The sequence below is a fragment of the Burkholderia sp. L-4 genome (genome assembly GCF_056856535.1).
Genome location: NZ_JBXEOX010000002.1, coordinates 1,849,783 through 1,871,890 on the forward strand (window position 1 = coordinate 1,849,783; position 22,108 = coordinate 1,871,890).

Below are 22,108 nucleotides of genomic sequence, written 5' to 3' on the forward strand. Positions count from 1 at the left end.
TGAAACCCTGTTGCGAATTCCGTCGTTCGAGGATGCGACGTTCGCATGCCGTCCGCCCGGCGGTCGACCTGAACATGACTCGCGCGGCGTGCGACAAGAGCGGTGTGCTGCCGACCGTCGACGCAATCATGTCGGGGATGGGGCGCACCGGTTGCCTGTTTGCGTGCGACGATGACGCTGAACGCGTTCGGTATGCGTGCAGACCGACAAACTGATTTGCCGTTTCCGGAATAATCGCCGGCGGCGCCTGCGTCGGGAGCACGCCGCACGCGCGCCACCATGGCCCGAAAAGCCCGTATTCTCGGGCCTTTCGGCGTTTCGGCACGGTCGATCCGGCAACGCGCCGCGTCGTGACGACGCACGCCGCACGACCTGCGCGTCAGTGCAGGAATTTTTTCCCCTACCTAGAATTTCGGCAAACAGCTTACGGGGGAAATATCGATGCGCTGGGTCCTGTTGATCGTGTTCGTTGCGTGTGTCGTGTACACGCATCGGCGCGGCAAGGTTCGGCACAGGTTGTTCAGGCAACTATCTGATCACTCGACCTTCACCGCACCGCTGAACTGCTTTTCTTACGCGTTCTCGTCGGTGCCGACCACGCCGTTTCTCGATACGGATCACTTTCCGGAGCTCGCGGTGCTACGGCGCGAATGGCGCACGTTTCGCGGCGAAGCGCTCGCGTTGCGCGACGCGAGCCGGATCAAGGCGTCCGGCGAGTACAACGACATCGGCTTCAATTCGTTCTTTCGCCACGGCTGGAAGCGTTTCTACCTGAAGTGGTACGACGCGCCGCATCCGTCCGCGCAGGCGCTGTGTCCACGCTCGGTCGAGATCCTGTCGCGGATTCCGTCGATCAAGGCGGCGATGTTCGCGCAGTTGCCGCCGGGCGGGAAACTCGGGCTACATCGCGATCCGTACGCGGGCTCGCTGCGCTACCACCTCGGGCTCGATACGCCGAACGACGACGCGTGCCGGATCGTCGTGGACGGCGAGTCGTATGCATGGCGGGACGGGGAGGCCGTGATGTTCGACGAGACGTACCTGCACTGGGCCGAAAACCGCACCGGGCACGATCGCGTGATCCTGTTCTGCGACATCGACCGCCCGATGAGATATCGCTGGGCGCAGCGCATCAACGATGCGTTCGGGCAACTGCTGATGCGCGCGGCGGCGTCGCCGAACGAAACGGGCGATCGCACGGGCGGCCTCAATCGTGCGTTCAGGTACCTGTATGCGATTCGCCGCGCCGGCAAGCGATTGAAGGCATGGAATCGCACCGTGTACTACATCGTGAAGTGGCTGCTGTTCGGCGGGATCGCGGTTGCAATTTTCTGTATCTGACGGGGACGAGCAGGCATTTTTCCGTCTGACGATAGGGCGCGCGGCATCGCATCGGCGGCCCTCGGCCGCCATCAATGCAACCAAATGTATTCATGCGGGATCAATGACCGACGGCCGCGTATGATGGCTTGTTCACGTCGAAATGATCGGTGAGCAAGCATGACGAGTACCCGCAAGACCTTGATGATCGCCGGTGCGCTCCTGGTAGCCGCGGCCGGCACTGGCTACGTGATGCTCCTGCGCGCGGACCACCGTGCGATCGAAGACGCCGGCATCGGCGATTCGGCCGCGCCGGTCGCCGCGGCACCCGCGAGCAACGATCATGCGGTGCAGGGCGCCATCGCGCCGCCGGCACCGGCTGCCGCGACGGCATCGAAACAGGTCGCGGCCGCGCGGCCTCCGTCCGCACCCACGCCTGCGCCGGCTGAAACCGCGCGGATCGACGCGGCGCCTGCGGCCGTGCCCGCGGTTCCGGTCGTCAGCGACAAGCCGCAACCGGTGACGAAGCCCGCCGCACCGCCGCCGAAAGTCAACGTGGTGACGGTGGATGCGCAGGATTCGACCCCGCCGGCGCCGGCCGTCAAACCCGCTCCATCGGCCGCATCCGCGCAGGTCGCGCAACGTGCGCCGCGCAAGCGCGACGGCCTCGAACGCCATGCAGCCGCCGCGCCGGCCGCGACGAAATCCGAAACGCCGGAGACGGCCGCGCTGGTCCGGGAATCGGCGAAGCTCGACCCGTCGTTGCCGCCGCCGCCGATGTCGTCGATGTCGGCAAGCGCCGGTTCGTCCCGCCAGGGGAATTCGTCCGGCGCGAATCCGGTCGCCGCCGCGATGACCGAGCAACTGGTCCGTGCATCGAGCAACTTCAAGTCGACGACACCCGCGCCCGCGAACGGCGATCCGACCGCAACCAAGTAGCCGCGCCAACTTCCGAATAAAAAGGACCCCGCATGCCGACCAAAGCATGCGGGGCCAAGAGAGACAATCCGGTACGCCGAAGGGCGTTATGCGGCGACCGCTTCTTCCGCTTGCGGCTGCGGCGCGGCGGCCGGCGCCACGTCCTGGCGGATCAGGTGGTCGAACGCGCCGAGCGACGCCTTCGCGCCTTCGCCCACGGCGATCACGATCTGCTTGAACGGCACCGTCGTCACGTCGCCGGCCGCGAACACGCCCGGCACCGACGTCGCACCGCGCGCATCGACGACGATCTCGCCGTGCTTCGACAGTTCGACCGTCCCTTTCAGCCATTCGGTGTTCGGCACGAGGCCGATCTGCACGAACACGCCTTCGAGATCGATGCGCCGCGTGTCGCCCGAGCGCAGATCCTTGTAGACGAGCCCGTTCAGCTTGCTGCCGTCGCCGGTCAGCTCGGTCGTCTGCGCCTGCGTGACGATCGTCACGTTCGGCAGGCTGCGCAGCTTGCGCTGCAGCACTTCGTCCGCGCGCAGTTGCGCGCCGAATTCGATCAGCGTGACTTCCTTCACGATGCCGGCCAGGTCGATCGCGGCCTCGACGCCCGAGTTGCCGCCGCCGACCACCGCGACGCGCTTGCCCTTGAACAGCGGGCCGTCGCAGTGCGGGCAGTACGCGACACCGCGGTTGCGGTACTCGCGCTCGCCCGGCACGTTGATTTCGCGCCAGCGCGCGCCGGTCGCGAGCACGATCGTCTTCGCCTTCAGCACCGCGCCGTTCGCGAGGCGGATCTGGTGCACGTCGCCCGGAATCAGCGCGTCGGCGCGCTGCACGTCCATGATGTCGACGTCGTACTGCTTCACGTGCTGCTCGAGCGCGGTCGCGAACTTCGGCCCTTCGGTTTCCTGCACCGACACGAAGTTCTCGATCGCCATCGTGTCGAGCACCTGGCCGCCGAAACGCTCGGCGACGACGCCCGTCGCGATGCCCTTGCGCGCCGAGTAGATGGCGGCTGCCGCGCCTGCCGGGCCGCCGCCGACGATCAGCGTGTCGAACACCGGCTTGTTTTCGAGCGACTTCGCCGCGCGTTCGCCGGCGCCCGTGTCGAGCTTCGCGAGGATTTCCTTCACGCTGCTGCGGCCCTGGCCGAACGACGCGCCGTTCAGGAACATCGTCGGCACGGCCATGATCTGGCGCGACTCGACTTCATCCTGGAACAGTGCGCCGTCGATCGCGACGTGGCGGATGCGCGGGTTGATCAGCGACATCACGTTCAGCGCCTGCACGACTTCCGGGCAGTTCTGGCACGACAGCGAGAAATACGTCTCGAATGCGTAATCGCCGTCGAGCGCGCGGATCTGTTCGATCACGTCGTCGTCGAGCTTGATCGGGTGGCCGCCCGTCTGCAGCAACGCGAGCACGAGCGACGTGAATTCATGGCCCATCGGGATGCCGGCGAAGCGGATGCCGGCCGGCTTGCCGGGTTCGCCGATCGAGAACGACGGCTTGCGCTCGGCGTCGTCGCGGCGTTCCGCAACGGTCACGCGATCCGTCAGCGACGCAATCTCGTTCAGCAGCGCCAGCAGTTCCTGCGATTTCGCGCTGTCGTCGAGCGAAGCGACGAGTTCGATCGGGCGCGTGATTTTTTCGAGGTACGCTTTGAGTTGGTTCTTGAGATTGGCGTCGAGCATGGCGTTTCGGATTCCGTATTGATTATGCTGGTCGGGCACGTCGTGCCGGAGGAGGGTGCGGGCCGCGTGTCGCGGCGGCCCGCCATCGCGCGCCTCGTGCGAGGCGCGCGGCGCGATCGTCAGATCTTGCCGATCAGGTCGAGCGACGGGGTCAGCGTTTCCGCGCCCGGCGTCCACTTGGCCGGGCACACTTCACCCGGGTGCGCCGCGATGTATTGCGCAGCCTGCACCTTGCGCAGCAGTTCGCCCGCGTCGCGGCCGATGCCGTTGTCGTGGATTTCGCACAGCTTGATCTCGCCTTCCGGGTTGATCACGAACGTGCCGCGCAGGGCCATTCCTTCTTCCTCGATCAGCACGTCGAAGTTGCGCGACAGCGTGAGCGTCGGGTCGCCGATCATCGGGTACTTGATCTTGGCGATCGTGTCCGACGTGTCGTGCCATGCCTTGTGCGTGAAGTGCGTGTCGGTCGACACGCCGTAGATTTCGACACCCAGCTTCTGGAATTCCGCGTAACGGTCGGCGAGGTCGCCCAGCTCGGTCGGGCAGACGAACGTGAAGTCGGCCGGGTAGAACACGACGACGGACCACTTGCCCTTGAAGTTCTCTTCCGAGACGGGCACGAAATCGCCGTTGTGGTAAGCGGTTGCCTTGAACGGCTTGATTTGGGTGTTGATGATCGGCATCTGGAGAATTCCTTGTCTTCAGTGGTGAGTGGAGTGTTGCCAGTATCCGGGTTCACCCGGAGCTTGTGAAATTGCTTGTTTCAATCCGGGGCATCGGGATTTTCTATCTGCTTCCGGCCCTTGATTGTGCGGGCCTGGGGGAGCGGCTTGTCGAGCGCGGGGCGGATGGCTGTCGAATGCGGACGAGCGCGGGCGCTGGGCGAACGTCTCGCGCGATCGTGTCCGGTGCGACGGGAGGGCAAGGTGTCGCGGTAGGCGACGGCTCAGAGCGTGTAGGGAACGCGGACGTCGGGTTCGGTGGCGGGGAAATCCTTCGTGTTGCGCGACACGAGCAGGAGCCCCTTGTGCCGATGCCCAGACAATTGCGTCGGGCAGGCGGATGCGCCGCTCCTGGCGGATTGTCACGACGCGATTCGCAACGGTGTGGTCGAGCGCGATGACATCAAACGACGAGAGCCATGCGCGGATGGGCGCCTCGTCCTGTGCGGGCGTACCGGCCAGCACCTCCATCCACGAGATCGTGCTGATCGCTCGATAGTCGTAGCGGCCCAGTTCCACGCGTGCCGATTCCACGCCGCCCAAATAGTCGATCAGGATGTTGGTGTCGAAGAGCGCTTTTACCATTCCGAGCGTCGTTCCGCCGGCGCGGCACGTTCCGCTCAGATCCCCGCCATCTTCCTCAGCCACTCGGCGAGCCGCCGCGCCCCGTCCGGCATGTCCGCGTCCTCGCGCGTGCACAGGTAGTAATCGCGCCCGTCGTCGAGCGCGTGATCGAACAGCTTCACGAGTTCGCCGTTCGCCAGCTCGCGCTCGACCAGCGGCGCGCGCAGCAGCGCCGCGCCGAGATCCGCACGCGCGGCGCTCAGCGTGAGCTGCCCATCCTCGAACATCGGCCCCACCGCGTGCGACACGTGCCGCACGCCGGCACCCTGCAGCCAGTTGACCCACGTGCTGCGATCCTCGTCGTGCACGAGCGGCGCCCGGGCGAGATCGGCCGGCGTGCGGAACGGCCCGTGGCGCGTCAGGAACGACGGGCTGCACATCGGCACCATCGCGCCCGGCAGCAGCCGTTCGCAGCGGTAGCCGGGCCAGTCGCCGGTGCCGAAGCGGATCGACAGGTCCGACGCGTCGCTTCGGTAGTTGCGGTGATGGGCGTACAGCACCGTGACGTCGACGTCCGTGTTGTCGGCGAGGAACGCGTGCAGCCGCGGAATGAACCAGCCGATGCCGAGCAGCGGAATCAGGCTGACGGTGATCTGCCGCAGCGACGAGCGGTCGCGCACGAAGCGCGTCGCGCTGCGCAGCACCGAGAACGCCGCGCTGATCGAGCGGTAATAGTCGCGCCCTTCGTCGGTGAGCGCGAGCAGCCGGCCTTCGCGGACCGTCAGCGGCGTCTGGATGAACGCTTCCAGCAGTTGCAGCTGATGGCTGACGGCCGACGGCGTGATGTCGAGTTCGCCCGCCGCCGCGGTGACCGACCCGAGACGCGCAAACGCTTCGAACGCGCGCACCGCACGCAGCGGCGGATCGTGCGGTAATTGTTCGATATTTTTCATGTATCGAATTTTATCGAAAAGTTAGGGTAAGCGACAACATGAAAATATGCTTTATATACAGTCGTATACGTTAATGTTCCGGAAACGGTATAAGCATCCAACAATTGGGTATTTGGGGCTTGGGTGTTGAATATTTAATATTTTTCATGTTTTGATTCGACCTACCGATCCTCCACACATGAAAATCGCTTTCCTCTCCGCCAGCCTCGCATTCTCAGCGGCCGCCCTGGTCGCCTCCGTTCCCGCGTTCGCGCAATCCGCACCGCAGACGATCCTGATCGGTCTCGCCGCGCCGCTGACGGGCCCGTCAGCGCGGATCGGCAAGGATCTGCAGAACGGCGCGCAACTCGCGATCGGCGACGCGAACGCCAAGCATCCGACCATCGGCGGCAAGCCGGTCGTCTACAAGCTCGTCGCGGCCGACGACCAGTCCGATCCGCGCACGGCCGTCGCGGTGGCGCAGCAGCTCGTCGACCAGCACGTGATCGGCGTCGTCGGTCACTGGAACACGGGCTGCAGCGTGCCGGCGTCGCGCGTGTACCGCGACGCGGGCATCCCGCAGATCGCGCCGGCGTCCACCGGCCATCAATACACGCAGCAGGGCTACGCGACGGCGTTCCGGATCATGGGCCACGACGATGCGGGCGGCAATTTCACCGGCGCGTATGCGGTGAAGACGCTGAAGGCGAAGCGCATCGCGGTGATCGACGATCGCACGTCGTTCGGCGCGGGACTGGCCGACCAGTTCATCAAGGGCGTGCAGGCGAACGGCGGCGCGATCGTCGATCGCCAATACGTGAACGACAAGACGACCGATTTCAGCGGCGTGCTGACCGCGATCAAGGGCAAGCACGCGGATCTCGTGTTCTTCGGCGGCCTCGATGCGCAGGCCGCGCCGATCGCCCGCCGGATGCGCCAGCTCGGCGTCAATGCGCCGCTGCTCGGCGCGGGCGGCTTCGTGAGCCAGACCTTCCTGTCGCTCGCGGGCAAGGACGGCGACGGCGTGACGGCGCTCGAACCGGGCCTGCCGCTCGACCGGATGCCGGGCGGCCAGGCGTTCGACACGCAATACCAGGCACGCTTTCATGCACCGATCGAACTGCATGCGCCGTTCGCGTACGACGCGGCGGCCACGCTGATCGCCGCCGCGCAGAAGGCCGGCACGACGCAGCCGGCAAAGCTCGTCGCGGCGGTGCGCGCCATCGACCGGCCGGGCGTGACCGGGCGTATCGCGTTCGACCCGGAAGGCAACCTGAAGGACCCGGCCTTCACGATCTACCAGGTGCGCGGCGGCAAGTGGGCCGTCGTCGACGTGCTCGGCGGTTCGCGCACCGCGGCCAAGTAAACCCCACGAGACAAAGACGATCCCCATGACCGAATCCAGCCCGACATCCGCCGCCGCACCCGAGGACACGCGCCTCGGGATCCTCGCGCGGCGCCGCATCGAAGCGGAAATCATCAAGCCGATCTACGAGATCATGAAGCGCGAGTTCGGCACCGAGCGCGCGCAGGCCGTGATCGCGGAAGCCGTGCGCGGCGCGGCCGTCGACGCGGGCCGCAAGTTCGCCGCGCAGGAGCCGGACGGCACGAGCGTGAAGTCGTTCATCGCGCTGCAGGTGCTGTGGGAGAAGGACGATGCGCTCGACGTCGAGGTGCGGCGCGCGGACGACACGCATTACGACTACGACGTGCATCGCTGCCGCTACGCGGAGATGTATCACGCGATGGGGCTCGGCGAGATCGGGCACCTGCTCAGCTGCGCGCGCGACAGCTATTTCATCCAGGGTTATGCGCCGGATATCGCGCTCACGCGCACGAGCACGATCATGCAGGGCGGCAAGCGTTGCGATTTCCGCTATGCGCTGCAAGGTTCTACGGAGCACGGCGATGCATGAGAACACCGTCAACGTACCGCGCGTCGACGGCGACCGCCTGTGGGCGTCGCTCGAGCGGATGGCCCAGATCGGCGCGACGCCGAAGGGCGGCGTCTGCCGCCTCGCGCTGACCGATCTCGATCGCGAGTCGCGCGATCTGTTCGTGCAATGGGCGCGAGAGGCCGGCTGCACGGTGCGCGTCGACAAAATGGGCAACGTGTTCGCGCGCCGCCCGGGCCGGAATCCCGATGCCGCGCCGGTGATGACCGGTTCGCACGCCGATTCGCAGCCGACGGGCGGCAAGTACGACGGCATCTACGGCGTGCTCGGCGGCCTCGAGGTCGTGCGTGCGCTGAACGATGCGGGCATCGAGACCGAGCGCCCGGTCGACGTCGTGATCTGGACCAACGAGGAAGGCTCGCGCTTCGCGCCGGCGATGGTGTCGGCCGGCGTGTTTTCCGGCGTCTATACGCTCGAATACGGGCTGTCGCGTACCGACGGCACGGGCCGGACGATCGGCGACGAGCTCGAGCGGATCGGCTATGCGGGCGCGGCGCCCGTCGGCGGTTATCCGGTGCACGCGGCGTACGAACTGCATATCGAGCAGGGCGCGATTCTCGAACGGGCCGGCAAGACGATCGGCGTCGTGACGGCCGGGCAGGGGCAACGCTGGTACGAAGTGACGTTGACCGGTGTCGACGCGCACGCGGGCACGACGCCGATGGCATTCCGTCGCGATGCGCTGGTCGGCGCCGCACGGATGATCTCGTTTCTCGACGAACTCGGCCGTCGTTACGCGCCGCATGCGCGCGCGACGGTCGGGATGATCGAGGCGCGGCCGAACTCGCGCAATACGGTGCCGGGCGGCTGCTTCTTCACGGTCGAATTCCGCCATCCCGACGATGCGGTACTCGACGAACTGGACGCGGCGCTGCGCGCGGAACTCGCACGCGTGGCGGACGCGTCCGGCCTCGGCGCGCGGATCGAGCAGATCTTCACGTACCCGCCGGTTCCGTTCGCGCCGCGCTGCATCGACGCAGTGCGCGACGCGGCCGAGGCGCTCGGTCTGTCGCACATGGATATCGTGTCCGGCGCGGGCCACGACGCGTGTTATGTCGCGCGCGTCGCGCCGACCGGGATGATCTTCGTGCCGTGCGTCGACGGGCTGAGCCACAACGAGGCCGAAGCGATCACGCCCGAATGGGCGGCGGCGGGCGCCGACGTGCTGTTGCGCGCGGTGCTGCGAAGCGCGCAGGAAGCCTGAGCGTGACGCGCCCGGCCCGGCGGCAGGGTTTCGCCGGGCCGGGCAGGCGTTCGTCTGGCGTGACGCCAGCGCGCGCGTTGCGTCAGACCGACCGCGAATGCCGGCCGATGTAGCGGCGCATCACGTGGAACGCCGTATCGGTGCGGCCCGGCATCGTCGTCAACGCACCATCGGCCGCAAACCCGAGCTTTTCGTAGAACCGGTACGCCGCTTCGCGTGCCGTGCACCAGACGAGCGCGGCCCCGCGTTCTTCCGCGTGCCGCACGCAGACCTGCACCAGCACGCGTCCGAATCCCATGCCGCGCACGGCAGGGTGGACGGCCATTCCGCGAAGCCGCCACACCGGCTGCGCGGGATCGTCGTCGCGCGGTTCCTCGCAGAGCGACGCGACGGCGACGATGCCCGACCGGTCGCGCACGCCGACATGCAGCGTCGTCGGCGCATGGTCGCCGGCCAGCTCGCATGCGTTCAGGTCGCCGTTGAGCAGGATCGTCGCCCTGAGCGGGTGCGTCTGCGCGGCGTCGATCGGCGCGATGGTGAACAGCGTGTCGCGTGATGTCATCAACGTCCCCTGGATGATCCGGCTGCCCGTTACTGGCCGGCCTTGCGCTTTGCCCGGTACGCGAGATACGCGACGATCTGGTCGAGTTCCCGGTCGCTCAGCTGGTCGGGCGGAAAGGCCGGCATGCGGCGGCCCGGCCAGTCGCGTACCGACGCCGGGTCGCGGATATAGCGGCGCAGCGCGGCCGGCTGGAAGTAGTCGACCGGATTCATCGGCGTGTTCAGGTCGGGGCCGGCGTGGCTGCTGCCCGCACCGTCGAGCCGGTGGCAGGCGAGGCATTGCGTGACGAACAGCCGCTGGCCCGCGCGGGCCGGATCGTCGGCGGGCAAGGCCGGATCGACGGCCAGCGACGGCCAGCGCGCGAGCGGCGACGATTCGATCGTGACGCGCACGACCTGGTACGGCCACTGCTCGCCGCGCACCGACGACGCGTCCGGCCCGAGCCACACGAGGTAGAACGGCCCGGCGCTGACCGGCTTGCCGGGCAGCTTCGGCCACGGATGGGCCGGGTCCTCGATCGCGAGCCACGGGACGGCGCGGGCCGGGGCGTGGGGGCGCACGAGATCCAGCGGCAGTTGCGCGGCGAAGCCGTCGGCCGCGCGCGTTTCGAGCACGCCGTCGGCCGGCAGCGGCGTGTCGCCGAGCAGCGCGGCGAACGGCACCGCGCGGAACGTCATCGGCCGGCCGTACGCGATGTCGCGCGGCACGTGGATGTCCGCCGCATCGGGGCGCGCGAGCAGCGTCTGCCGGGTGAGGGGGCGGGCGGTGCCGTCGGTGTCGAGTTCGAGCGTGGACTGCGCCGACGCGCGTTGTCCGAGCAGGCAAACCGTCAGCAGCACGAGCGAAAACCACTGGCGCTTCAGCATTCGTTCTCCGGGAAAGGACGTTCCGGCGGCAGCAGGAGTCGGGCGCCGCGGGCGATGGAAGGAATCGGGCGACAGTCTATCCGCTACGCGCGGCGCTGGCGAATTCCGCTGAGGAAAGGGGCGCGCGAGGCCGGCCCGCGCTGACGACATGACCGAGGGCCGGACTGTGGTCAATGACTCGAGCAACGCGCTGCGTCGTTCGGCATCGACGTGTCGCGCCCGGGTTCGAAATCGGCTTCGCGCGTGCCCGACGGCGTCAGCGACACGAAATGCATGGCCGACCCGCGGGCCGGGAATCCGGCGATGCCGGTCGAGCCCCACGGAATCGGCGAGCGCTGCACGCCGCTCGCGGAAATCGTCGAAGCCCCGAGCGCCAGTGTCAGCAGCCTCCCGTCGCGGGTCGGCACATACGCATGCGTGCCGGCGACCCCGATGCCGGATTCGCGCACCGATGCGGGCAGGCAGTCGAGCGTCGCCGTGCGGCGGCCGTCCGGCGCGATCAGCATCGCGATGCCGCGATCGTCGGCCGTCGTCGTGACGACGATGAAGCGGTCGATCTCCGGCACGTAGGCCGACGAGTACACGTAATACCGGATCCTGTCGTTCAGCGTCCCGAGCATGTCGAGCTTCGCCGTGACGGGATCGAACGTCGCGTATTCGAGCGTCGCGTCGGTGCTGCCTTCGATGAATTTCTGCCACACGAGCAGCGCGGTGCGCGGCGAGCCCACGATCACGGGCCACCATTCGCGGCGGTGCGGCGCGACCGCGACGTGGTTCAGCACGTGTCCGGCCGCGTCGTAGGTCTTCAGGTAGACGCCGTTGCCGGAACCGAGATTGTCGACGCCGCCGCCGTCGACCCAGTCGGCGGAATAGAACACGACGAAGCGTTCGCCGACCGTCGCGACATGCCCCGAATGGCCGCCCGACTCGACGTCGTTCGGGTAGGGCTTGACCGGCTTCAGGTCGCGGCGGTAGATGCCGTAGCGCTGGCTGACCTCCTGCGGCGCCTTCCAGCCGTCCTCGAACGTGACGAAGATGTCGCCGCGCGCGTTTTGCGCGATCGATACCGGTTCCTGCGCCTCGGGGCGGCTGATGAACGTGTGAACGTGCAGCAGGCGCGGCTCGCCGGGGCGCCATTCGCCGACGTACACGTCGTGCGGCCAGCTGCCGCCGCGCAACGCGCCACGCGGCTCGATGCCCGAGCTGCTGAAGAACACCCAGCGCTTGCCGTCGCCGGCGTCGGCCACGCCGATGCCGTGCATGAAGCGGCGCGGGTCGCCGGTGGCCTGCGGCGAGGGCGAAGCCTGGACGGTGACCGTGTGAACGACCGGCGCGGCGGCGACGGCGGCCGGCGGCGCCGCGCCGATGCCGCACGCACCGCAAAGCGCGGCCGCGACGCATCGTGCGGCCGCAGGCACCGGGCGCGGGCGCCGTTTCATTCGACGGTCACCGATTTCGCGAGGTTGCGCGGCTTGTCGACGTCGGCGCCGCGCGCGCAGCCGACGTGATACGCGAGCAGTTGCAGCGGGATCACGTTGACGATCGGCGACAGCAGGTCGCCCGACTCGCGCACGCGGATCAGGTGCGTGTCGCGGTCGGCGTCGATTTCGAGCTGACTGCCCGCCAGCACGTAGAGCCGTCCGCCGCGCGCGCGCACCTCGGCCATGTTGGACTTCAGCTTCTGGAACAGGCGGTCGTCCGGCGCGATCGTGACGACCGGCATCGCGCTCGTGACGAGCGCGAGCGGGCCGTGCTTCAGCTCGCCGGCCGCGTACCCTTCCGCGTGGATGTACGACACTTCCTTGAGCTTCAGCGCGCCTTCCAGCGCGATCGGGAAGTGGATGCCGCGCCCGAGGAACAACGCATTCTCGGTGCGCGCGAACTTCGCGGCCCAGCCCATGACCTGCGTTTCCAGCGCAAGCGCATGGCTGATGCGGCCGGACAGCGCGTGCAGCTGCTTCAGGTGCGTCGCGACCTGCGCCGCGTCGAGCCGGCCGCGCAGTTGCGCGAGGGTGAGCGTCAGTACGAACAGCGCGACGAGCTGCGTCGTGAACGCTTTCGTCGACGCGACGCCGAGCTCGATGCCGGCCCGCGTGAGGAACCGCAGCGGCGCATTGCGCGCGATCGTGCTGGTCGCGACGTTGCAGATCGCCAGCGACAGTTCCTGGCCCATCGCGCGCGCCTGCTCGATCGCGCCGATCGTGTCGGCCGTTTCGCCGGACTGCGAGATGCCGACCACGAGCGTGCGTGGATCGGCGACCGTGTCGCGGTAGCGGAATTCGCTGGCGATCTCCACCTGCGCGGGAATGCCGGCGATGCTCTCCAGCCAGTATTTCGCGGTCAGTCCCGCGTAGTAGCTGGTGCCGCAACCGAGCAGCAGCACGCTCCTGACGCTCGACAGCCGCGCGCGCGTGCCGTCGGTCGCGTCGAACAGCGCCGGCGAGATCGTGTCGATGCCGTCGAGCGTGCTGTCGATCGCCTTCGGCTGCTCGAAGATCTCCTTCTGCATGAAGTGCTGGTACGGGCCGAGCGCGGCGTCTCCCTCGCGCGCCTTCACCTGGCACAGCGGGCGCCGGGCTTCGTGCCCGCCGGATTCGACCACGGCGATGCGTTCCGGCGTGATCAGCGCGACGTCGCCGTCCTCCAGGTAGACGAAGCGGTCGGTCAGGTCGCCCAGCGCCGCGCAGTCCGACGCGAGGTAGTTCTGCTCGGCGCCGATGCCGATCACGAGCGGCGAGCCGGCGCGCGCGGCGACGAGGCGCTGCGGCTCGTGCGCACTGAGGACCGCGATCGCATAGGCGCCGTGCAGCCGCTTGACGGCGCGCACGACCGCGTCGAACAGGTCGTCGCGATAGACGCTGTGGATCAGGTGCGCGATCACCTCGGTGTCGGTCTGGCCGCGAAACGTGTAGCCGCGCTCCCGCAGCTCCGCGCGCAGCGCGTCGTGGTTCTCGATGATCCCGTTGTGCACGACCGCGATCGTGTCGCCGGACATGATCGGATGCGCGTTCATTTCCGACGGCGCGCCGTGCGTCGCCCAGCGCGTATGCGCGATGCAGGTCTGCGCTTCCAGGCCGAGCGTCAGCACGCGCGCCTGCAGGTCCGTCACGCGCCGCAACGTGCGTTCGCTGCGCAGGCGGCCGTCGTCCTGCACGGCGATGCCGCACGAATCGTAGCCGCGATACTCGAGCCGGCTCAACGCATTGACCAGTTGCGGCACCTGATTGTTCAGGCCGCTTGCTCCGACGATTCCGCACATGATTCACCTCGTCCAGAAGAAGTTGCCGGCCTGCCGGCGATGCATGGCAGCGCGGCGTCTGGAGCGGCGCCGCGCGGCACGGGGGCGTCCGGTGCGCGGCGGCGCGTCTCCGCTGACTTACTCGCGGGGCGGCGGCCCCGCGTGGGCTACCCATTCGATGCCGGAAATCGAACCGTTCGCGTCATGCGACGCGACGAGAATGCGCGTCGTGCGCCGCGCGCCGCGCCGGCGGGCACCGGCCAGCGCGGTGGACGGCACCGAGCGCGCCTTCGCGCTGGCCGAGCGCCGCAGCATCTTCGACACGCGCAGCCGGTGGGCGAGCGGATGCACGACGCGCCCCGCGATCAGCCACGTGACGATCGTGCCCGCGATGAGCGCGATCGAGGTCGCGTAGAACACCATCTGCTCGATCGGCATCTCGGCTTCGTTGAACGGCAGCAGGTAGCGGTACGTATAGATGCAGATCGATGCCCACACGGCTCCGACCAGCGCCGGCCGCACGAGGCGGAACCAGACGACCAGCACGGAGCCGACGACGCGGCCGCGTTCGGTGATCATTTCGCGCGGCGTGCGCAGGGAAAGGTCAATAATCGGCGCGTTTTTCATGTTGAATGCCTCGGTCGGGGCTGACCCATACGGCCCGCTTGCCGCGGCCCCGCAGCACGACGGCCGGCAGGGCGACGACGGTGGTGATCATGCTGATCAGCCAGAAAGCAACGGGATACCAGATGGTGTCCAGGAAATACATCAGGAGTTTTTCGTCATACTGACGATCGATCATGCTGCCGACGATCAGCTGCAGGATGCAGGTCGCGACCAGCAGCATCCCGTGCCAGTGCGGCACGACCGATACGTGCCAGCTCGGCGGCAGCGGGTAGACGAGGTTCAGCAGCGCGAGCAGCAGGATGAACGACATCGAATAGGCCCACGCGATGCCGATCAGGTATTCGACGAACAGCGGCCACATCATCATCTGCGTCGGCCGCGCGAGCGTGCCCGCATATTTCATCAGGACCTGGATGCCGCCTTTCGACCAGCGCAGCCGCTGCCGGTAGTGCCCCTTGAGCGTCTCGGGCATCAGGATCCAGCTCAGCGCATGCGGTTCGTACACGACGCGCCAGTCGCGGCACTGCAGCTTCCAGCTGATGTCGATGTCCTCGGTCAGCATGTCCGAGCTCCAGTAGCCGACGTCGGCGAGCGCGGTCTTGCGGAACATCGTGACGACGCCCGACACCGTGAAGATGCGGCCGTACACCTGCTGCGTGCGCTTGATCAGCCCGACGATCGACGAGAATTCGCCGACCTGCATGCGGCCGAGCAGCGACGTGCGCGTGCGGATGCGCGGGTTGCCGGTCACCGCGCCGACGCCCGGGTCGGTCAGGAAGTGCTCGAGCATCCAGCCGATCGCGTCATGCGCGAGCAGCGAATCGCCGTCGATGCACAGCAGGTATTCGGCGTTCGACACGGCCGCCGCGGTCGTCAGCCCGACCGCCTTGCCTTCGTTGCGCGCGTGGTGGATCACGAGCAGCCGCGGGATCTCGACGGCCAGCGCGTTGAGGATCTCGCCGGTACGATCCCGGCTGCCGTCGTTGACCGCGATGATGTCGTAGTTCGGATACTGCATCCCGTTCAGGTGGCCGATCACGCTGCGCGCGTTCGCGGCTTCGTTGAAGCAGGGCACGACGATCGAGATCTTCGGGATGCCGCTCGCCGCGATCGTCCGGGTCGACAGCGTGCGGCCTTCTTCCAGCAGGAAGTAGTGCACGACGCCGCCGATCATCCACAGATACGACATGAAGAACGGGTAGTAGAAAACGAAATCCTGCAGGCGCGTGATGAGGCTGTGGGTGGTCATGGCGTCTTCGTCCCCTGCGATTGCTGCATCTGCATCAGCGCGTTGATCGAGGTGGGGTCGAGGCGCGACTTCAGCGACATCACGTCGCGCATCGCGTCGAGTTCCGGCTGGCCGTTCAGGAAGTTGTCCGGGTAGTACCCGAAATTCACGGCGCCCTCGCTGCGCAGCCGCCGCATCTGCGTGAGCAGCGTGCCGGCCGGCACGTCCTTGTGCGCGCGCCAGTCGTACGACTGCAGTTCGAACACGGTACGCTGCAGCCCGCGCTGTTTCGCGCGCACGGCCCGCACGAGCTGGTCCAGCCAGCCCTCGGGGTCCTTCGCCTGCTCCATGTACGGCATCGCCATCAGCGCGACGTAGTCGTAGGCGGCGAGGAAGTCGTCGTAGTTCTGCGCATACCACGCTTCCGATTCGGGCTTGAGCACCGGCATCGCGAAGAGGTTGCGCGCGGTCAGCACGTCGCCGACGTTCTGGTGGGCCAGCACGATCTGCTCGAGCTGCCGGGTCAGGTCGATCAGGTAGCGCGACTTCTGGCGCGTCCAGCGCTTCATCAGTTCGGGGTTCTCGCGGATCTTGCCGATATCGGCGGGCAGCCCCCACTGCGCATAGATGCGCAGCGCATGTCGGCCCGCGTCCTCGTAGTCGTCGAGCACGGCGTCGTCGCTGAACAGGATGCCGCTGAACGACGCATGCTTGCTGAGATCCTCGTAGATCTGCTGGATCATCAGCCGCGCGTCCGGATCGAACGGGCTCAGCCGGAACACGCGCGTGCCGTTCTCGCGGGCCGGCGCGCCGCCGTGGGCGCTGACGGCCTCGAGCCCGCGCTGCTTGTCGGCCGGCGGCCGGAACGCGAGCACCGGCATCCACGCGTACACCTGCACGTTGGAACGCGTATTGAGCTGCCACGCGGCGCGCGAGAACAGGTCGGCGCGCATCGGCAGGTGCCGGTTCGGGAAATACACCGATTCGGCCACGCCCGTGCCCTTCGGGTCCGCATAGGCCTGCAGGTACACCGATTTCGGCTGCATCCGGTAGATGCGCTCGATCAGCTTGCCGAGATTGGCTTCCTGCCGCGCGGGATCGGGATCGTAGACCTGGTCGAGATCGACCTGCACGATGCGCTCGGGCACGTCGACGTCGCCGCGGTTGGACGCCGGCTCGCGCATCGAGCGCTCGAACCCGCCGATGTCGACGTCGTACATCATCAGGATCCTTCTCAGCCGGTCCAGCGGCACGTCCGGCGTGTTCGGGCCGGCGTCGAGGCTGAACTGGATGTCCATGCCGAGCGACGTCGAGATCTGGCGCACGGGCTGGTTTTCCGCGCCGTACGGCCATACCATCGAGCGCGCGACGACGCCCGTGTGGTCGCGGATCTGCCGTACGCAGGTCTGCAGGTCGTTGTGCACGCGTGCCGCGAATTCGGCGTCGGTTTCATAGCGTTGCTGATCCTGCAGGTACAGGTGCGACGTGGTCGCCGGCAACTCGTTGCCTTGCGGATTCGCGATCGCGCCATGATGGAGGTTGTGGGTATGGCAGCCGAGTTCGACGAGACGGGACTGGCCGACCTGCTTCACTTCGTCCCACGACATGAAGTAGTCGCGCGGTACCTGGATTTTGTCGCTGATGCGGATCGGCGCATCCGGCGGCGCGTCGATCCACGCGGTGACGATGCCCATCACGGCCGGATACTTGAAGCGCTCGAGCAGCGGCAGCACTTTCGTGTAGTGGCTGCGGTAGCCGTCGTCGAACGTGAGCAGCACCGCGCGCGGCGGCAGCGGCGTGCCGCCGTGCCGCGACTCCTCGATCTGCCTGACCGTGATGGTGTGGTAGTTGTTGGTCTGCAGCCACGAGAAGATCGCGGTCAGCGTGCCGGTATCGACCGCGAACGGATCGACCATCGCCGACGGCGACGAAAACGACGCCATCAGGTTGTCGCGCACGTCGTGCATGCAGATCACGCGGAACGTCTTGCCGTCGGCCGGATCGGACGGCGGCAGCAGGTCGATCATCTTGGCGTTCGTCACGCCCGGGAACAACGAACAGGCGGCAAACGTGCCGAGGCATCCGCACATGAAGGTCCGTCTGGTGTGCATGAACGCTCTCCTTGCTAGAACGGCAGGTTGACCGACAGGAAGCCGGTTTCGGAGCGCTCGCGCTGGCCGTCGTACGCATGGCTGCTGACTTCGACGCCGTAGGTCAGCGTGATGTCGTGCTTGAACGTCCACGCGTGCTCGAGGCGCGCGCTCCACAGCGGACTGGTGCCGAAGCCGCGCTCGTTGTACACGCCGCCCGACACCGACACGCGTTGCTGCAGCCCCATGTCGCCCTTCTTCCACAGCGTCAGCTGGTGCATGACGGTCGCCGCGGCCGCGTAGTCGCGGCCGGGGCTGAAGTAGGGCGCGTCCTGGCGCGTGTTGCTGTCCGTGCCGAGGTTCAGCGATACGTTGACGAGCTGGGTCGCGGTCGTGTACACGCGCTGCGTGCCGGTCGCGGAAATCTCCTGGTGCAGGTTCGAATCGCTGTAGCGGCTCACGCCGTAGCTCAGCCTGATCTCGCGGCGGTCGTTCTGGCGATACACGACCTCGACGTTCGCCGAGCGGCCCCAGATGTGCGCGGCATAGGCCTTCCACGGCAGCGAGTTGTCGTTGGTGTCGAGCCCGGCGCCGACCGTCCAGTAGTCGTTCAGCGCGTACGCGATCGTTCCGCGGCCGCCGGTCCGGCCGTCCGCGCCGAACGAGCGCGTGACTTCGCCCTGCACGGTGAGCGGGCCGTGCCGGTAGTCGCCGCCGACACCGGTGCGCGTGCGGCTGACGTTGCCGCCGTCGGTTTGCGCATGACCGAAGAACGTGTGCGAGAAGACGCGCCAGTTGTCGCCGAACGGTTGCGAATACACATAACTGTCCGACGTGAAGCTGTTGTCGGCCAGCGCGCTGTTGCCGTGTTCGAAGCTCAGGTCGGTCGTGAACACGGGGCTGCGATAGGCCTTGTAGTCGCGCTTGAAGCCGCGCACGGCGCCGCTGTCCGGGAACGTGTCGCCCAGGGTCTGGTCGACGGTCTTCGCGGTCGCGTAGTCGTCCGCCGTGAGCGACGCGCGGCCGAGGCCGGCAAGCATCTCGACGCTGTCCGGGTGATCGGTCAGCGACGCGCGATACATCGAGATCGCCTGGCGCGGGTGCGACTGGCCCGACACCGCGTCGGCGTGCGCGGCACGGATCTCCGCGTTGAACGGCACCTGCTTCTCGAGCTGTTCGAGCGCGGCGATCCCTTCGTCGGCATGGCCCGTGAAGATCAGGTATTGCGCGCGCAGCCGGTAGTAGCGCAGGTAGTCGCCTTCCTCGGGGCCGACGCTGCGCACCTCCTTGACGGGCGGCAGCGACTTGCCCATCTCGTCGAGTACCTGCTTCGCTTGCGCCGCGCGCCCCTGGTCGACGTACGACCAGAACACGCCTTCGCGCAGTTCGATCTCGCGCGTGCGCACGCCGTACTGGAAGCCGCGGGTCGCGCGGTCGGTCGGCGACGCGGACGCCTGCTTCAGCGCGCGCAGGTAGACGACGTTCGCCTTGGCCGGTTCGCTCAGGTACAGGTAGGCGTCGCCGACGGCCGCCAGCGCGTCGATCGAGATTTCCGCGCTGGACGGAATCGTCTCGAACGTCGCGACGGCCGTCTTCATGTCGCCGCGTGCCGCGTAGGCGACCGTACGGTCGCCCGCGAGCGCCGTCCTGACCGGCGTGTACTCCGGCGTGGCCGGCATCCGCTTGTCGAGGTCGTCGGCCGCGCGCAGCGCGCTGTCGAGGCCGTCGAAGCGGTCCGAACTCGTCATCGAACGCGACTTGTCGCGTCCGCCGCGCACTTGCTGGCGAATCGACAGTTCTTCCAGTTGCGCGATGTCGACGGCGGAGAACGCATCGGGCCGGGCTTTCGCTTCGTCGAGCGCCTTGATCGCGCCGCCGCTCGCCGCGAGGCCGAACACGTCGTTGCGTACCGTCGCGGCATCGGCGGTGCGGAGATTCGGCGCCTGCGCATTCGGTGTTTCGACGTCGGGGCCCTGGGATCGCTGGATCGGTTCGCCAGGGAGCTGGGCGCCGGGCGTCTGCGGGACGGGGGTGGGGGCGTTCGGCATCGGGGTGCCGGATGCCTGAGCGGTCAGCGTCGGCGTGGTGGCCGGTGAGGCGGTTGTGGTCGGTGCGGCCCGCGGCGGGGCGCCCGACGTGGGCGCGATCGGTGCGGCCGTATTCGCCCGAGCGGTGTCGGATGCCTGCGCAAGCTGCATCGGGGCATGCGACGTTTGCGCGTGCGGTGCCGACGTATTCGGAAACGCGGTGCCGGACGCCTGCGCAAGCCGCATCGGCGCGTGCGACGTCTGCGCGACCGAGGCCTGCGTATCGGCCGATGCCGCGCCAGGCCCCCGGTCAGCCGGCTGCGGCGCGTCCGGGTCCACCACGACCGTGGTCGGCATGGCCGGGTTCGGTGCCTGCGCGATCTGCATCGACGCATCCGATGCCTGTGCGATCGGGGTCGGCGCATGAGGGGGCAGCGTGCCCGAATCCGCGGCGATCTCCATCGACGTCACGCTCGCCTGCCGATCGGGCGCAGGCGCATCCGGCGCGGATCTGGCGATTTCTCTCGCGCCGCCGGATTCCGCGTCGCCTTCGGCGGAGAAGCAGGGGCCGGACGCGACGAGCAGCAACACCAGCGGCGCATGCAGGAGGACCCGCCGGTTGGACGGGGCGACGGTGGTGCATGGTGGTTTCCGAGGGTTGTCCACGGTGTCTCCTCACTCTGAAACGATCACATCGGTTGCACGCCCGACGACGCTCGTCGCCTGCGGTCATCCCCCCGGGCGGCGAGGCCCGGCGGCCTCCGACCGGCTCACAGGCGATTGCGGATCGCTTGTCCCAGCAACGCGCGCGATTCGCTGTTCGTCGGGTCGATCGCGAGTGCGCGGCTCGCGTTTTGCGCCACGCAGTTCCACTCGTCGATCACCGCGCACGAGCGGGCCTTTGCCAGCGCACGTGCGCCTTCAAGCGCCTCGTGCGTGACGCTCGCCGTCTGCATGCGCGCCGCGTCGGTGCCATACGGCGGCGCCTTCGGCGTGAAATCCAGGCGCCTTCGCGTGCCTGCCAGCCTCTCGGCGCGCGGTGCGCGATGTTCGGCAAGCGACCGTGCGGCGGCGCGGCCATGGGCCGGCGCGCCGTGCGTATCGGCTGCCAGTGCCGCGGGCGGTGGAGGGTAGGGCTGCCGGTGTCGGGCGGCGGTGCCGGGCCGGACCCGCGACGCGGCTGGCGGTTCGACCGCGAGCGTGACCGGCGGCGCGGTCGACACCTCGCGCGGCGTCGATGCGGACGGCGCGGGAGTCGGCCCGGGCCGCGCGAGCGGTGCGGCCTGTCGCGCAATCGTCGATGCAGGCGCGGCCGCGATCGGAGGGACGGATGCGCCGCTCGCGCGGCCGGGCGCGGCCACGATGGATTGGCGGTACTGGCCGACCGCGGCGTCGATCGCGCCGGCGATGTCGTGCGTCACGCTCGCATGGCCGGCGGTCTTGTCCCGCTCGGTATACGCGAAGAGGCTGAAGATCGCGGCGAACGCGACGAAGCTGAGCGCCGCGTTCTTTCCAGGACCCCAGGAGGGTTTCGGCGGGCAGGCGGACGAGCCGTCGGGTCGTTCTGCACGAGTCATTCGAAGCTCCTCGATTCGATGCGTTGCGGTGGATGACGCGATCGGGATGGGGTCAGGCGGCGTTCACCATCGCAACTGCGTGGTGAGCGTGCCCGTTTCGACGATCGCGAACTGGGTCGCTCCCTGATAGGTCCCTTCGACCCGGTAGCTGGCGTCCGGCACGCTGAACAGGCAGCGCGATCCCGCGGCGTTGAATTCGACGAGCACGCGGCCATGTCGCCGCAGGCGGACCTGGACGTTGGCGAGCGGTTGTCCGGTGCGGCCGGAAGCAAACGACACGCCCAGGTTGTATGGCCGGCCGTCGGGAGGAAGCGGTGCCGTCCCGTCGATGCGTGCGTCGCCGCAGATATACGAAATCACGTAGCGGCCGGCATCCGGACCGGACGCCGGCGCCTCGGCCATCGCGTTCACGCAGAGCGAGGAAAGGAAGACGCTGAGGAAAGGGCGAGCAGGCAGTCGAAACGAAGAAGACATTGCAACCTCCCGTCCGGAATCAATGGCGAGCATTTATTCCGAGTCAGATTTGGCAGCGTTCTTTTTGCGACACGCTATTGATACACGATGGCTTTTGA

At 67.8% G+C, this 22,108-nt stretch carries 18 protein-coding genes and 1 pseudogene; 5 read left to right on the forward strand and 14 right to left on the reverse strand.

Annotated elements, in window-relative coordinates; translation table 11 throughout:
- The first annotated feature begins 441 nt into the window (after positions 1-441).
- Together lpxO and AC1VVG_RS25185 are read left to right on the forward strand one after the other, a co-directional pair.
- A complete protein-coding gene (lpxO, locus tag AC1VVG_RS25180) occupies positions 442-1,341 on the forward strand; it encodes a lipid A hydroxylase LpxO (protein ID WP_034185934.1) in 900 nt (299 codons plus the stop codon).
- 159 nt (positions 1,342-1,500) lie between these two features.
- On the forward strand, positions 1,501-2,259 hold the full coding sequence (locus AC1VVG_RS25185; RefSeq protein ID WP_482836573.1) for an extensin: 759 nt from the start codon (positions 1,501-1,503) through the stop codon (positions 2,257-2,259).
- 86 nt (positions 2,260-2,345) lie between these two features.
- Here the strand turns inward: AC1VVG_RS25185 and ahpF are convergent, their stop codons facing one another.
- The 4 genes and pseudogenes from ahpF to AC1VVG_RS25205 form a co-directional block, all read right to left on the reverse strand.
- Complete coding sequence (ahpF, locus tag AC1VVG_RS25190) at positions 2,346-3,944, reverse strand: alkyl hydroperoxide reductase subunit F (RefSeq protein WP_034185936.1); 1,599 nt, start codon at positions 3,942-3,944, stop codon at positions 2,346-2,348.
- Positions 3,945-4,063: 119 nt separating this feature from the next.
- Positions 4,064-4,627: an alkyl hydroperoxide reductase subunit C gene (ahpC, locus tag AC1VVG_RS25195; protein ID WP_049035363.1), complete on the reverse strand. Its 564-nt coding sequence runs from the start codon at positions 4,625-4,627 to the stop codon at positions 4,064-4,066.
- 263 nt (positions 4,628-4,890) lie between these two features.
- A pseudogene (locus AC1VVG_RS25200) lies at positions 4,891-5,251 on the reverse strand (PIN domain-containing protein).
- 35 nt (positions 5,252-5,286) lie between these two features.
- Positions 5,287-6,183 (reverse strand): LysR substrate-binding domain-containing protein, encoded by an 897-nt coding sequence (locus AC1VVG_RS25205; protein ID WP_034185939.1) that lies wholly within the window; start codon positions 6,181-6,183, stop codon positions 5,287-5,289.
- Between the two features lie 178 nt (positions 6,184-6,361).
- Between AC1VVG_RS25205 and AC1VVG_RS25210 the strand changes: the two genes are divergently transcribed.
- From AC1VVG_RS25210 to AC1VVG_RS25220, 3 genes are read left to right on the forward strand one after another with little or no spacing between them, the layout of a single operon-like run.
- Positions 6,362-7,528 carry a branched-chain amino acid ABC transporter substrate-binding protein gene (locus AC1VVG_RS25210; protein WP_482836575.1) on the forward strand — a complete coding sequence of 389 codons (1,167 nt, stop codon included), beginning with the start codon at positions 6,362-6,364 and terminating at the stop codon, positions 7,526-7,528.
- Positions 7,529-7,553: 25 nt separating this feature from the next.
- Positions 7,554-8,078 carry an L-2-amino-thiazoline-4-carboxylic acid hydrolase gene (locus tag AC1VVG_RS25215; RefSeq protein WP_482836577.1) on the forward strand — a complete coding sequence of 175 codons (525 nt, stop codon included), beginning with the start codon at positions 7,554-7,556 and terminating at the stop codon, positions 8,076-8,078.
- Positions 8,071-9,321: a Zn-dependent hydrolase gene (locus AC1VVG_RS25220; RefSeq protein ID WP_034185995.1), complete on the forward strand. Its 1,251-nt coding sequence runs from the start codon at positions 8,071-8,073 to the stop codon at positions 9,319-9,321. Before AC1VVG_RS25215 ends, AC1VVG_RS25220 begins: the two co-directional genes overlap by 8 nt.
- 82 nt (positions 9,322-9,403) lie before the next feature.
- Here the strand turns inward: AC1VVG_RS25220 and AC1VVG_RS25225 are convergent, their stop codons facing one another.
- The 10 genes from AC1VVG_RS25225 to AC1VVG_RS25270 form a co-directional block, all read right to left on the reverse strand.
- Positions 9,404-9,883, reverse strand: a complete 480-nt coding sequence (locus tag AC1VVG_RS25225) for a GNAT family N-acetyltransferase (protein ID WP_482836578.1) — start codon at positions 9,881-9,883, stop codon at positions 9,404-9,406.
- Between the two features lie 29 nt (positions 9,884-9,912).
- Entirely contained in the window at positions 9,913-10,749 is an 837-nt protein-coding gene (locus tag AC1VVG_RS25230) for a c-type cytochrome (RefSeq protein ID WP_069705095.1), read from the reverse strand.
- A gap of 170 nt (positions 10,750-10,919) precedes the next feature.
- Positions 10,920-12,188, reverse strand: coding sequence for a hypothetical protein (locus tag AC1VVG_RS25235; protein WP_482836580.1), 1,269 nt, complete (start codon positions 12,186-12,188; stop codon positions 10,920-10,922).
- Positions 12,185-14,008: a glutamine--fructose-6-phosphate transaminase (isomerizing) gene (gene glmS / locus AC1VVG_RS25240; RefSeq protein WP_482836581.1), complete on the reverse strand. Its 1,824-nt coding sequence runs from the start codon at positions 14,006-14,008 to the stop codon at positions 12,185-12,187. The genes AC1VVG_RS25235 and glmS overlap by 4 nt, the downstream gene beginning before the upstream one ends.
- 117 nt (positions 14,009-14,125) lie before the next feature.
- The gene (locus AC1VVG_RS25245; RefSeq protein WP_034185946.1) at positions 14,126-14,614 is read right to left on the reverse strand and encodes a hypothetical protein; all 489 of its coding nucleotides are present in this window, start codon (positions 14,612-14,614) and stop codon (positions 14,126-14,128) included.
- Positions 14,592-15,863 carry a poly-beta-1,6-N-acetyl-D-glucosamine synthase gene (gene pgaC, locus AC1VVG_RS25250; protein WP_482836583.1) on the reverse strand — a complete coding sequence of 424 codons (1,272 nt, stop codon included), beginning with the start codon at positions 15,861-15,863 and terminating at the stop codon, positions 14,592-14,594. Before pgaC ends, AC1VVG_RS25245 begins: the two co-directional genes overlap by 23 nt.
- A complete protein-coding gene (pgaB, locus tag AC1VVG_RS25255) occupies positions 15,860-17,953 on the reverse strand; it encodes a poly-beta-1,6-N-acetyl-D-glucosamine N-deacetylase PgaB (RefSeq protein ID WP_482836584.1) in 2,094 nt (697 codons plus the stop codon). Before pgaB ends, pgaC begins: the two co-directional genes overlap by 4 nt.
- Before the next feature lie 14 nt (positions 17,954-17,967).
- Positions 17,968-20,625 carry a poly-beta-1,6 N-acetyl-D-glucosamine export porin PgaA gene (pgaA, locus tag AC1VVG_RS25260; protein WP_482836585.1) on the reverse strand — a complete coding sequence of 886 codons (2,658 nt, stop codon included), beginning with the start codon at positions 20,623-20,625 and terminating at the stop codon, positions 17,968-17,970.
- A gap of 104 nt (positions 20,626-20,729) precedes the next feature.
- On the reverse strand, positions 20,730-21,536 hold the full coding sequence (locus AC1VVG_RS25265; RefSeq protein WP_367189207.1) for a flagellar biosynthesis protein FlhF: 807 nt from the start codon (positions 21,534-21,536) through the stop codon (positions 20,730-20,732).
- A gap of 63 nt (positions 21,537-21,599) precedes the next feature.
- The gene (locus tag AC1VVG_RS25270) at positions 21,600-22,010 is read right to left on the reverse strand and encodes a hypothetical protein (RefSeq protein WP_034185951.1); all 411 of its coding nucleotides are present in this window, start codon (positions 22,008-22,010) and stop codon (positions 21,600-21,602) included.
- Between the last annotated feature and the right edge of the window lie 98 nt (positions 22,011-22,108).

Coding starts and splice junctions, on each gene's coding strand:
- lpxO (WP_034185934.1), top strand. CDS start 442: ATGCGCTGGGTCCTGTTGATCGTGTTCGTTGCGTGTGTCGTGTACACG.
- AC1VVG_RS25210 (WP_482836575.1), top strand. CDS start 6,362: ATGAAAATCGCTTTCCTCTCCGCCAGCCTCGCATTCTCAGCGGCCGCC.
- ahpC (WP_049035363.1), bottom strand. CDS start 4,627: ATGCCGATCATCAACACCCAAATCAAGCCGTTCAAGGCAACCGCTTAC.
- AC1VVG_RS25205 (WP_034185939.1), bottom strand. CDS start 6,183: ATGAAAAATATCGAACAATTACCGCACGATCCGCCGCTGCGTGCGGTG.
- AC1VVG_RS25230 (WP_069705095.1), bottom strand. CDS start 10,749: ATGCTGAAGCGCCAGTGGTTTTCGCTCGTGCTGCTGACGGTTTGCCTG.
- AC1VVG_RS25265 (WP_367189207.1), bottom strand. CDS start 21,536: ATGACTCGTGCAGAACGACCCGACGGCTCGTCCGCCTGCCCGCCGAAA.
- glmS (WP_482836581.1), bottom strand. CDS start 14,008: ATGTGCGGAATCGTCGGAGCAAGCGGCCTGAACAATCAGGTGCCGCAA.
- AC1VVG_RS25225 (WP_482836578.1), bottom strand. CDS start 9,883: ATGACATCACGCGACACGCTGTTCACCATCGCGCCGATCGACGCCGCG.
- AC1VVG_RS25235 (WP_482836580.1), bottom strand. CDS start 12,188: ATGAAACGGCGCCCGCGCCCGGTGCCTGCGGCCGCACGATGCGTCGCG.
- AC1VVG_RS25220 (WP_034185995.1), top strand. CDS start 8,071: ATGCATGAGAACACCGTCAACGTACCGCGCGTCGACGGCGACCGCCTG.
- ahpF (WP_034185936.1), bottom strand. CDS start 3,944: ATGCTCGACGCCAATCTCAAGAACCAACTCAAAGCGTACCTCGAAAAA.
- pgaB (WP_482836584.1), bottom strand. CDS start 17,953: ATGCACACCAGACGGACCTTCATGTGCGGATGCCTCGGCACGTTTGCC.
- AC1VVG_RS25270 (WP_034185951.1), bottom strand. CDS start 22,010: ATGTCTTCTTCGTTTCGACTGCCTGCTCGCCCTTTCCTCAGCGTCTTC.
- AC1VVG_RS25185 (WP_482836573.1), top strand. CDS start 1,501: ATGACGAGTACCCGCAAGACCTTGATGATCGCCGGTGCGCTCCTGGTA.
- AC1VVG_RS25215 (WP_482836577.1), top strand. CDS start 7,554: ATGACCGAATCCAGCCCGACATCCGCCGCCGCACCCGAGGACACGCGC.
- AC1VVG_RS25245 (WP_034185946.1), bottom strand. CDS start 14,614: ATGAAAAACGCGCCGATTATTGACCTTTCCCTGCGCACGCCGCGCGAA.
- pgaC (WP_482836583.1), bottom strand. CDS start 15,863: ATGACCACCCACAGCCTCATCACGCGCCTGCAGGATTTCGTTTTCTAC.